Raw genomic sequence first — 11,722 nt, 5'->3', positions numbered from 1 at the left:
GCTTTCTGCCGGGGGATGTGGAGTTGCTGTGGCGTCGCAAAGGAAGCGCAAAGCCGGGAAAATTCTCGGAATCATGGGGATGTGTGCCGCTGTTGCGGCCGGAGGAATCGGCGTTGCGACCGCCCCGAATTGGCTGCAAACGGTGGTCGAATCAGAAGCGGGATCGCCGCAACGCACGGATGTCGGACTGGGGTCCGCCGTCGTCAAGGCAGTGGAACTGGGAATTACGCCCCTTGACGGTGCCCGCGAAGTGAATCCCGCCGTCGGGCCATCCGTGAAGGCCGTGCACGGCACGCTGAAGGACATTGAACTTGTCCCGGCCACGGGCGGCAAGGCTGTCAAGGGAGCCATCAGTGCCGACGGCAGCACCTGGTCCACGCTGGATCCTTTGGGGTTCAACACTGAGTACCGTTTTGGCTTCACCGTTGTTGACGGCGCGGGCCGGGAAACCCGGAAGACCCAATCCTTCACCACGGTTTCCACGCCCAACGAGGCCAACGCCATGGTGTTTCCCAACGACGGTGCCAGCATGGGTTCGGGCCAGCCCATCGAAATCAACTTCAGCGAGCCCGTGGCGGACAAAGCCGCCATGGAACAGGCCGTGAAGATCAGTGTTTCCTCGGCCCAGAAGGTGGCCTGGCGCTGGTACTCGGACCGGAAAGTTCGTATCCGCCCGGAGACCTTCTGGGCAGCCAACACGAGCGTCACAGTGGATATGCCTCTGTTCGGCCGGGATTTCGGCAACGGAATGATCGGCAACTCGGACGTCTTGGCCACGTTCACGACCGGCCCGCAGCGGATAGCGGTGGTGGACGACGCTACCAAGACCATGAACGTGTATTTCGACGGCGCGCTCGTCAAGACCGCTCCCGTGACCCTCGGCAGCCCGGATTGGCTCTCGCCCACCGGCTACGCCGTGATCATGGAGCAGGAGCGCCACTCCAAGTTCAACGCGGGCAGCATCGGCCTCAAACCGGGTGACAAAGGCTACTACGCACCGCTCGTCGTCGAGCACGCCAACCGGCTCACGAACTCAGGGGTCTACGTTCACCAGGCGCTTCCATCGGCTTACGGAGCCGTCGGCGCGTACAACGTCTCGCATGGCTGTGTTGGCTTGCTCCCGGCCGATGCCGCGTGGTTCTTCAACAACATGCGTACGGGGGACGTGGTGCAGGTGCTGAACACCGGCGCCCCCGCCGTGGAACCGCTAGAAGGCTTCGGCGACTGGAACATCGCCTGGGCCGGCTACGCGAAGCGCTGAGCGCTGCCGGGACTAGCCGCAGTTATGCCCGACGGCGTTGCTCACCCTGCGTGCCGCGCGCTTGGCTAGCGCGTGAACGGAAGCCTGTTGAGTCGATCGCCGACAACGGCGCTGCGTTGTTCTGCGCGGCGCAGCCGTTCCAGGTCCCGGTTTCGCCGCTCGCCCAAAACCGCGTGCAGGTAGTCTTCCGGCGTCGTTCCGGGCGGCGGCGATGGGGCGACGTAAGCCGCCAATTCGCTCGCGAGGGCCGCGGCCATGCGGGCGCGCGAGTCCGACGCCATCCGCCAGGCCTGCTGGACGAACTGTGATGCCCGCCGCGCCATCCCGTCCGGAACCCTGCCGATATCCGCGAGTCCCACCCACGCCTGCAGGTACGGAGGGGCATAGGGGAGGATTTTGGGTTCAGCGGGAACGCGCTGCCTGAGCGAATAGGTTCCGGCCACAACGTCTCCGAGCCTCTTCGACTTGTCGTTGAACAGTGCCACGGCAATGGCCAATCCGCCGAACGTCGCGTAGATCTCCAGGAAGCCGATCAACCCGCGGATCACCGCGTGCCGGAAACGGATGGATCCGCCGTCGTCGCGCACAATCCGGAGCCCGGTAGCCAGCTTGCCCAGCGAGCGGCCGCGGCTCAGCGTTTCCACCGCCACGGGGACCACCACGAGGCACAGCACCACGCTGGACAAGGCCATCGCGCGGCCCGCGGCCACGTCCACATGGGGTGCCGCCATACCGAGCAGGAACAACAGGCCCAACAGCAATACAACGTGAGCCACGACGTCGAGCATGAGCCCAAGTGCCCTCGCCCCGAACGATGCCGGCCGCAGTTCAAGGACCACGGCCTCGCCGGTAATGATCGAACTCAAGCCCGCCCCCAAGCATTGCCACGACGTCTGCAGGACCGGACGGCTCCCGCTGGATCGAGTCTAACCGCGGCCACGGATGCGGAGGAGGGGTCTGCTTGTATGTGGGACTGTTTGGGGAGGGTTGGGACTAGGGTGGAGCCGTGGACATGGATGCCTTCTCTGTCGTGAACGGGACAAAATGGTCCCGCTTGCACGAGCTCGCGCACAAACGGCGCCTTGACGGTGGTGAAGCCGACGAGCTTCTGCGTTTGTATCAAGTGGTGTCATCACACCTGTCCCTCATCAGGTCCGTGGCCCCGGAGAGCGCACTCTCCGCCTCTTTGTCGGCGGCCCTCGCCCAGGCCCGTACCCGCTTCACCGGGGCGCGGTCGAATTTCATGGAAGACCTCGCCCGCTTTTTCGTGGTGTCCCTGCCCGCCGCGTTCTACCGCTTGCGCTGGCTCACGGTCTGGTGCGGGGTTTTCTTCTGCCTTGTGGCCGGCGCCTACGCCCTCTGGATCGGAACGTCTGCGGACGCCTTGAGGGCCCTCGGAAGCAGCACTGCCGTGAAGCAATACGTCGACCATGACTTCGTCGGCTACTACTCCGAGAACCCCGCTGCGTCCTTTGCCGGCGCCGTCTGGACCAACAATGCCTGGATAGGGGCGCAAGCCGTGGCCTTGGGCATCACCGGTTTCTGGGTGCCCTACACGCTGTTCGCGAATGCACAGGGCCTGGGAGTCGCAGCGGGCGTGTTTGCCGCCACCGGCAAGATGGACGTATTTTTCAGCTACATCCTCCCGCACGGCCTCATGGAGTTGACGGCCGTCTTCATTGCCTCCGCGGGCGGCCTCCGCATTTTCTGGGCAATGGTTTCCCCGGGCCCGCGGCGCAGAATGCAGGCAGTCGCGGAAGAAGGGCGTTCCCTGATCACGGTGGCCCTCGGCCTGGTGCTTGTCCTGTTCGTTTCCGGACTCGTCGAGGCGTTTGTGACGCCGAGCCCGCTTCCCGTGTGGGCCAAGATCCTGATCGGTTCGCTCGTTCTCGCGGCATACTGGGTCTATGCCTTGGTGCTGGGCGGGCGGGCATTCCGTGCCGGCGCCACTGGCGACCTTGACGCAAACGACGCCGGTTACCGGGAGATTGCCGCCTGACGGCACCCGGGTCCGGCCGCAATCCGACGTTCGCCGGGGTGGCTCATCGTCTCTCCGCGAGGGCTGACGGTAGGCTCGAAGGCAGAGAAGATTGCCAGCGGACCGTTCCTGCTCCGGCATGTGAATCCTACGGAAGTGAATCCAAGTGACCGAGAAGAGCCCGATCCCCAAAGACCCGGACGCGGATATCCACGACGACGGCGACGAGCCGGCCTTCGAATGGATGAAGCCCGCCCCCAAGTCCGCGGCCGCTGATGTACGCCCGGCAGGGGCCGCTGACGGAGCCCGGGACTCTTCGGCGAAGCGCGTGCCAGAAGAAGGCAAACAGGGAGCTGGGTCCGCGTCAGGCGCAGTTGCAGGCGAAGCTGCACGGCCTCTCGCTGAGCGGCCCGTCGCAGCACAACAGCCGGAGAGCCGGGCAGACCGCAAAGCCGCTGAGGCTGCGGAGGCCGGGCCGGAACCGGCCCTCTTCGCAGAGCCTCTGCCGACGTCGGCCCTTCAGGTCCGCCCGCCGGAAGCCGAGGTGGAACGCCGCAACCACGAGCGGGAGCAGGCCGCCAAAACCAAGCCTCTGGCGCCCCGCATTTTCCAGGTCCTGCTCGCCGCCTTCTACCCGGTGGTCCTCCTGGTGCTGGCAATCCGCGCCGTCGCGAGCCCGCTGTTCCTGTGGGTGGAGTATTACCGGCCGGGCTTCCCCGGAGACGGCTATGGCTTCAATGCCGATGACCGGATGACGTATGGTTCCTATGCCCTGGACTATCTCAGTAACTGGTCCGGGCCGCGCTACTTGGGCGAGCTTGTCAACCATAACGGCGAGAAGCTGTTCAAGGAGGGCGAAGTTTCCCACATGGCCGATGTCAAGACGGTGATGCTCTCCGCATTCGGCGCCGGCGCCCTCATGATCATCATTGGCATCATCGCGATGATCTATCTGCGCAAACGAAGCACGGGCGGCATCCGCCGCGGACTCTTTGCCGGTTCGATCGTCACCTTGGTCCTCATCCTGGGACTGGGCACGCTTGCGGCACTGGGCTGGCAGCAGTTCTTCACGGACTTCCACCACATCTTCTTCGCCAACGGCACCTGGACCTTTGCACTCGACGACACGTTGATCCGCTTGTTCCCGGGACAGTACTGGATGGACTCCGGAATTGCGATCGGCGCCTTGGTCTTCATCACGGCCCTGCTGACCCTCATCTTCACGTGGCCTACCCGCCGTCGTCGCGGACTCTCTGCCAAGAACGAAGCCTCTGCGGACGACAGTGTGGATACCGACCCGGAGATCCGCGCGGAGGCCGGCACGCCGGAGAAGTAGCACCGCCGCAAGAACGAAGAAGCGGCCCGCCCGGAATATCCCGGGCGGGCCGCTTCTTTGTGTGCGTGCCGTCCTGACCATCCGGGCAGACCCTTAGATCCAGGACGGCATCCACATGCGCATGCGCCACTCCTGGTAGCTGATCACTTCTGCCGTCCACACCGGATAGAAGAACGCCGACAACAGCACGGCAAGGACCACCACAAGGCCAACCACGTACAGGCCGGAGCGGCGGCGCCACGGAGGAGCCCCGCTTTTGCCGAGCACCAGTCCCAATCCATAGACGAGAGCCAGCACGAGGAAAGGCTCGAAGGAAAGCGCGTAGAAGTAGAACATGGTGCGCTCCGGATACATGAACCACGGCAGATACCCGGCGGCGACGCCGGCCAGGATGGCCCCGGCCCGCCAGTCGCGCCGGCCCGCCCACCAGAACAACACCACGAAAAGCGCAATCGTGGCACCCCACCAGATCACCGGGTTGCCGACGGACAGGATCGCCGAAGTGCAGTTGGGCAGATCGCAGCCGGGGGTTCCCTGCTTGGGGGACTCATAGTAGAACGATGTGGGCCGCCCCATGACGAGCCAGGTCCACGGGCTCGCCGAATACGGATGGGGCGAGCTGAGGCCTTGATGGAAGTTGTACGCCTCCATGTGGTAGTACGCCAAGGAACGCAGCGGCCCGGGAATCCATCCCCATGTATCGGAGGGATTCGTGTCCGCCCAGTGGCGATAGTAGGCGTCCTTGGAAAGGAACCAGCCGGTCCACGTCGACAGGTACACGGCTCCGGCCACCGGGATCATGGTGAAGAACGCCGGAATGCCGTCCTTGATGATTCCGGCGCTGGGCCAACTCCGGATGCCCGCGATACGCCGCGCGCTCATGTCCCAGAACACGGTCAACAGGCCGAAAGCGACGACGAAGAACAGTGCCGACCACTTGGTTCCGACCGCCAAGCCGAGGCACACACCGGCCGCCAGCCGCCACCAGCGGAATCCGAGCCACGGCCCCGAGGCGAGGTGCAACGCCGTCGGCCGGCCGTCCTTGGAGGCGTCTGCCAGCGCGGCAAGCCGTGCCGCCAGCCGTCGCCGTCCGTCGTCGCGATCCATCAGCAGGGCGCCAAAGGCTGCGAGCAGCCAAAACATCAGGAAGATGTCCAGCAGCGACGTCCGCGACATGACCAAGTGGTGGCCGTCGACGGCGAGCAACAGCCCAGCAGCCGCGCCCAGGATGTGGGAACGGAACAGCTTCAGGGCGATCAGGGCGATCAAGGCGATGGAGAGGGTGCCCGTCAGGGCCGCGGAAAACCTCCAGCCGAAGGAATTGTCCGAGCCAAAGAGCCACATCCCGAACGCGATCATCCATTTCCCTACGGGGGGATGCACCACGTACTCGGGGGAGTTGAGGAGGACGTTGGGGTTGCCTGCATTGAAGGCATCGTTGGCCTTGTCCGGCCAGCTCCGCTCGTATCCGCTGACCAGGAGCGAGTAGGCATCCTTGACGTAGTAGGTCTCATCGAAGACGAGGCTGTGCGGTGCGTCGAGGCGGACAAAACGTAGGATCCCGCCGATCACGGCAGTGATAGTGGGGATCAGCCAGAACCACAGCCTCAAGGACGGCGGATAATCCCGCCAGCTTTGGATGCTGCCAATGAGCCGCGTCCGCAGGGCCTCGGCCGTGAAAGCCTCCCGGGGCCGTATTAACCAGGTTTGCGGGGCGGGGCGCACGGAGGTATCGGTCACTCAGCCCATGCTACCTTTTGCCGCCGGTAGCTCCCTGAAGCGGTAGCCGGGGCATTAGGCTTGTTGGGTGACTGAACAGCTGAGCTCCCCGGATGAAACCACCGTTCCCGACTCGGCGGAGTCCCTTGGTGTACAGGCGCTGCCCGCCCTGCCCGACGGCGTGGGCCGGATAGTGCTGGCCGCCACTCCCATCGGCAACGTGGGCGATGCCTCCAGCCGGCTCATCGAGTTGTTGCAGACGGCAGACATCGTCGCCGCAGAGGACACCCGGCGCCTGCATCGTTTGGTCCAGTCACTCGGCATCACCGTGTCCGGCCGGGTCATCAGCTACCACGAGCACAACGAGGCCGCCAAGACCGAGGAGCTGCTGGATCACGTACGGGCGGGCAAGACCATCATCATGGTGAGCGACGCCGGAATGCCCGCAGTGTCCGACCCCGGCTTCCGCCTCGTGGAGGGAGCCGTGGCAGCAGGGCTGTTCGTCACAGCTTTCCCCGGCCCGTCCGCCGTCTTGACGGCCCTCGCGCTATCGGGGCTGCCCACGGACCGGTTCTGTTTCGAGGGATTCCTTCCCCGCAAAGCCGGCGAACGCAGCTCCCGGCTTGCGGACCTCGGCAACGAACGCCGGACCATGGTGTTCTTCGAGGCACCGCACCGGCTCGAGCCAATGCTCCGTGCCCTTCACGAGCGGTTCGGTTCGGACCGCCGCATCGCCGTGTGCCGCGAGTTGACGAAGACCTACGAGGAAGTCATCCGGGGAACCGTCCGCGAACTGCTCGAGTGGGCTGAAAACAACGAAGTCCGCGGCGAGATTGCCGTCGTCGTGGCCGGCGCCCCAGAACAGGCGCCGGGCAAGCCCGAAGACCATGTTGCCGCGGTCAATGACCTTATTGCCAAGGGCATCAGGCTCAAGGAAGCGGTAGCCGCGGTGGCCGAGGAGGCCCGCATCAGCAAGCGCGAGCTGTACTCTGCAGTGCTCGCGGCGCGTTAAGGCAGTGCTCGCGGCGCATGGGTGCCGCGCTCGCGGCGCGGTAGCTTCCGCCCAAGCTGAGGCTGTGCAACTGCACAAACTCTTGCTCCCGCGGCAGTGCGCGAAGGCGTAGACACTGCTTCGCGCCGGGCAGTACCGTGACAGTAATTCCACAAAAATCAAGTGTTGGTGCATCTCTACAACGGTGCGCCGACTGACGAAGGAGTCACTGTGACTGTTACCGCCGATCGCGAAAGCGAACTTCTCGCCTCCGTTCCCACGGGGCTGCTCATCAACGGCCAGTGGCTGCCTGCGGCATCCGGCAAGACGTTCGACGTCGAGGATCCCGCCACGGGCAAGGTGCTTGTGAGCATCTCCGACGCCGGGGCGGAGGACGGCGCCGCGGCGCTGGACGCTGCTGCGGCCGCCCAGGCCTCCTGGGCCCGTACCGCTCCCCGCGAGCGTGGTGAAATCCTGCGCCGCGCGTTCGAGCTGGTCACGGCACGCGCCGAAGACTTCGCGCTGCTGATGACCCTGGAAATGGGCAAGCCCTTGGCTGAAGCCCGCGGCGAAGTCGCTTATGGAGCCGAGTTCCTGCGCTGGTTCTCCGAAGAAGCCGTCCGCGTCAGCGGCCGCTACTCCGCGGCCCCGGACGGCAAGAACCGCATCCTGGTCCAGAAGAAGCCGGTTGGTCCCTGCCTGCTGATCACCCCGTGGAACTTCCCGCTGGCCATGGCTACCCGCAAGATTGCCCCCGCGGTTGCCGCCGGCTGCACCATGGTGCTCAAGCCCGCCAACCTGACCCCGCTGACCAGCCTGCTCTTCGCGCAGGTCATGCAGGAAGCCGGCCTCCCCGCAGGCGTGCTCAACGTCATCCAGACCTCCACGGCAGGCGCAGTCACCGGGCCCCTCATCAAGGACGACCGCCTGCGCAAGATCTCCTTCACAGGTTCCACCGCCGTCGGGCAGTCCCTCATGCGCGAAGCCGCGGACAAGGTCCTGCGCAGCTCCATGGAACTGGGCGGCAACGCACCGTTCGTGGTCTTCGAGGACGCCGACCTGGACAAGGCCGTCGAAGGCGCCGTCGCGGCCAAGATGCGCAACATGGGCGAGGCCTGCACCGCAGCCAACCGCTTCATTGTGCACGACTCCATCGCCGACGCCTTCGCCGATAAGTTCGCTGCCAAGATCGCCGCGCTGAACACCGCGCGCGGTACCGAGCCGGACTCCACGGTCGGCCCGCTGATCGACGGCAAGGCCCGCAACGGCGTGCATGCCCTCGTGTCCGACGCCGTTGCCAACGGCGCGATCGCCGTCACCGGCGGTGCCCCGGTGGACGGCCCGGGCTACTTCTACCAGCCCACCGTGCTCAAGAACGTGTCCGCGGACGCCCGCATCCTGAAGGAAGAAATCTTCGGACCGGTGGCCCCGATCATCACGTTCAAGAGCGAAGACGAAGCCATCAAGCTGGCCAACAACACCGAATACGGCCTGGTTGCCTATGTCTACACCAAGGACCTGAACCGGGGCCTCCGCGTCAGCGAAAGGATCGAGACCGGCATGCTCGGCCTTAACGCCGGCGTCATCTCGAACGCCGCAGCACCTTTCGGTGGCGTGAAGCAGTCCGGCTTGGGCCGTGAAGGCGGTTTCGAAGGCATCGAGGAATACCTCACCACGCAGTACGTCGGCATCGCGGATCCTTACGCCGACTAGCAAGGCCTTCGGCAGACCTCTCGCAACGGGGAACTGCCGTTGAATGAAGGCAGGGCACTGAACCTTTGGGTTCCGGTGCCCTGCCTTTGCCGTTCCAAGCCCAAGTAGCTGGCAGTTAATGTCGTTTTCGGGGCTCATAACGACATCTACTGCGAGTTAGTTGGGTCAGCGCCGCCAGCGGATGGCTTCGAACAGTCTCTGCACGGATGCTGCCGAGCGGCGGGCTACGGCCGCGGAAATGCCACCCAGCCAGCGGAAAGGTGACCACAAGAGCTGGAACCAACGGGACATCAAGGACGGCGGGAACCAGTCCGCGCGGAAGACCGCGAACCAGGAGGCGTTGCGCCGGAACGCGGCCCGGACAGCCGTGATCCGGTCCCCGGCCGGGTTCGCTTCCTCCGCTGTAGTATTCGCCGGGATGCCCGCCGGGGGACCATAACGCTGCCGTTCGAAGTCTCCGGTGAGCGATGCAAGCGCGTGCTGGCCGGCGTCGTCGGCTCCCGACGGCGACGCTGCCGCCGCCGGCCCTCCGAGCGCAACCGAGTTGCTCAATCGGGCCGCGAAATGCCGCGGCGTTTCGCTGGGCACGGGCGGTACGCCGAAATCCGTGGCGAGGTCCTGGAGCTCAGCCCATGCCAGGACCGGGCCATCCCGGGGCTCGGCCGGGCCGGCTGTGCCTCCCGAACCGGGATGCTTGGCCCGTGCCGGCCTCAGGCGCCGAGCCCGGATGCCGGAGCGGACCAGCCGCGGGGAGGCTGCCAATACCGCCAGAAGTAGCGCGGCCGCGGTGACGTACAGAATGGTTGCGGAGCCGCTGGCCGTGCCTGATCCGACTCCCGGACCCGAAACGGGGGGTACTGCAGCGGTGCTCGGCGCGGGAGTCGAGGAACCCGGTGTCAGGTTTTCGTCGTGCAGGTTCGTGCTCGGGCCGCCCGCTGCGGCAGCCTCGCTCGCGTAGGGCGGAACGACGCCGCGGGAAGGGGTTGGTTCGAAGGCGACCCAACCGACTCCCTCGAAATAGAGCTCGGGCCAGGCGTGGGCGTCACGGGCATCCACCTGGTACTCCGGCAGCGGTTCCTGTCCCGCCACGGCAACTGTGGCCCCTGTGGCATGGCCCGGCGCGTAGCCGACGGCGATGCGGCTCGGGATTCCCTCCAGCCGTGCCATGACGGCCATCGCAGAGGCAAAGTGGACGCAATAGCCGCTCTTCTGCTGCAGGAAATCGGCCAGCACGGACATGCCGTTGCCGTCATAACCGCCCTGCACCGGAGCCTGCAGGGAGTAGCTGAACTGGGACGAGCGCAGATAGTCCTGGATGGCCATCGCCTTGGCATAGTTGCCGTTGGCGCCGGCAGTCACTGTCTTGGCCGTGTTCTTCACAATGTCCGGAACATTGCTTGGCAACTGGATGAAATCCTGCGAGATGGACGTGGGCTTGGCGTTGTCCTGGCTCAACGTTACGGAGGTCAGGGCCGGCAGCGCCGAAAACACCGTGTACTGCTGGTTCCTCGTGGTTCCGTCCTCGCCGCGGATGCTGAGAGTCGCCGGATCCCACGACCAGCGTCCGCTCAGACCGTTGACGGCTGTCGGGGCATAGGGGACCGGCAGGTACGGACTGGTGAATTGCCCGGTGTCGACCACCGTCACTTGGCGCACCAGCTCGGACGGGAGCGGGTAGTCCGGCGCCATCCGGCCCGGCCCAATGCGCCGTGAGGCTTCGCGGTCGTCCGGTGCCCACGTATCGCCGTCGAACTTGTCGATGGTGACGGAGCGCAAGTAGACCGGGGCCGTGGAACTCGTGGCATAGGTAATGCTGCCGTCGCCGGTGGGATTCCGCAGGCTGTTGCCAAGCGTGATCATGGGGTTCAGGCCGTTGGAGACGCCCCAGGGATTCAACCGCGAACCGACCGGAAACGTCCCGCGCTCGAAGCCCGGAACGGCCAACGGCAACAGGAGCCCCAGCGCCAGGGCCACGCCACCGATCACCATGGATCGTTTGAGCTGCCCCGTGCCATGGGCGTTGTCCGTCTGCAACCGGGAGTCCGGCGCGAACCACTGGCTGCAAGCCAGGATCAGGATGAAGCCGACGGCGGCAGCGAGGAATCCGGGCAGCCCGCCGCCTTGCGGCTTGATGGTCGCCGGGAACACGAGGACAACCAGCAGGCCCAAGCCGCTCGTCGCAGGCATGCCGAGCGGGACCGCCAGGGCGTCGACGAGGACAGCAACCAAGCCCAGGGCCGCGCAGGCGACGAACACGATTCCTGCGTTCGGTGAGACGGGTGCCGTCTCCGAGACCACGGTTTCGCCTGCCCGTTTGAGGAACTGACCCAGCGTGTCAAGGGTCGCGCCGGAGGGAATGAAGCCCGCGATGCTTTCCGGCCGGAAGAACGTGAAGTCGAGGATAAACACCAAGGCGAGCAGGCCGCCCAAAGTGGTGAGCACAGGGTGCACCCTCAAGGCGCGCAGGACCGCCAAGGTCAATCCGACGACAAACACCGTGGTGATGGCGGGAACCAGCCAGGCCCAACCCCTGAAAACCCCGTTGAGCGAGAGCGAGGCTCCGAGCACTGCGACGGCGATGGCCGCCGACATTGCCCAAGGGTAGGCTCCGGGCCCTGGCTTCCGCCGGGCGCGGGGCGCCCTTCCCTGACCATGGGCACTTCCCTGACCGCTGGAGGCAGGGTCACTTGTCCCTGCCGGCTCCGGGCCCGCGGACGGTCCCGG

Annotated in this window: 8 protein-coding genes; 5 read left to right on the top strand and 3 right to left on the bottom strand. The window is 65.6% G+C overall.

Annotated elements, in window-relative coordinates:
* Window positions 1-28: 28 nt before the first annotated feature.
* On the top strand, window positions 29-1,261 hold the full coding sequence (locus AC4CS3_RS04240) for a L,D-transpeptidase (RefSeq protein ID WP_490782337.1): 1,233 nt from the start codon (window positions 29-31) through the stop codon (window positions 1,259-1,261).
* A gap of 65 nt (window positions 1,262-1,326) precedes the next feature.
* Here AC4CS3_RS04240 and AC4CS3_RS04235 read toward each other — a convergent pair whose 3' ends face one another.
* Window positions 1,327-2,127, bottom strand: a complete 801-nt coding sequence (locus AC4CS3_RS04235) for an RDD family protein (RefSeq protein ID WP_490782336.1) — start codon at window positions 2,125-2,127, stop codon at window positions 1,327-1,329.
* 140 nt (window positions 2,128-2,267) lie between these two features.
* Here AC4CS3_RS04235 and AC4CS3_RS04230 point away from each other — a divergent pair, with 140 nt between their 5' ends.
* Together AC4CS3_RS04230 and AC4CS3_RS04225 are read left to right on the top strand one after the other, a co-directional pair.
* Window positions 2,268-3,260: a stage II sporulation protein M gene (locus AC4CS3_RS04230; RefSeq protein ID WP_437772915.1), complete on the top strand. Its 993-nt coding sequence runs from the start codon at window positions 2,268-2,270 to the stop codon at window positions 3,258-3,260.
* Window positions 3,261-3,405: 145 nt separating this feature from the next.
* Entirely contained in the window at window positions 3,406-4,575 is a 1,170-nt protein-coding gene (locus AC4CS3_RS04225) for a TIGR01906 family membrane protein (RefSeq protein WP_490782335.1), read from the top strand.
* Between the two features lie 93 nt (window positions 4,576-4,668).
* On the opposite strand, the gene AC4CS3_RS04220 is transcribed toward AC4CS3_RS04225, so the two are convergent.
* On the bottom strand, window positions 4,669-6,315 hold the full coding sequence (locus AC4CS3_RS04220) for a dolichyl-phosphate-mannose--protein mannosyltransferase (protein ID WP_490782334.1): 1,647 nt from the start codon (window positions 6,313-6,315) through the stop codon (window positions 4,669-4,671).
* A 160-nt stretch (window positions 6,316-6,475) separates the two neighbouring features.
* Here AC4CS3_RS04220 and rsmI point away from each other — a divergent pair, with 160 nt between their 5' ends.
* On the top strand, window positions 6,476-7,306 hold the full coding sequence (gene rsmI, locus AC4CS3_RS04215) for a 16S rRNA (cytidine(1402)-2'-O)-methyltransferase (protein ID WP_490782446.1): 831 nt from the start codon (window positions 6,476-6,478) through the stop codon (window positions 7,304-7,306).
* Window positions 7,307-7,516: 210 nt separating this feature from the next.
* Window positions 7,517-8,998 carry an NAD-dependent succinate-semialdehyde dehydrogenase gene (locus AC4CS3_RS04210; RefSeq protein WP_490782333.1) on the top strand — a complete coding sequence of 494 codons (1,482 nt, stop codon included), beginning with the start codon at window positions 7,517-7,519 and terminating at the stop codon, window positions 8,996-8,998.
* Window positions 8,999-9,163: 165 nt separating this feature from the next.
* On the opposite strand, the gene AC4CS3_RS04205 is transcribed toward AC4CS3_RS04210, so the two are convergent.
* Window positions 9,164-11,590 (bottom strand): transglutaminase TgpA family protein, encoded by a 2,427-nt coding sequence (locus AC4CS3_RS04205; RefSeq protein ID WP_490782332.1) that lies wholly within the window; start codon window positions 11,588-11,590, stop codon window positions 9,164-9,166.
* Window positions 11,591-11,722 lie beyond the last annotated feature (132 nt).

Source organism: Arthrobacter sp. SE2, from assembly GCF_058244265.1.
Note: the sequence above shows the minus strand (reverse complement) of the source record. Positions and strands in the feature narration are given on the sequence as shown.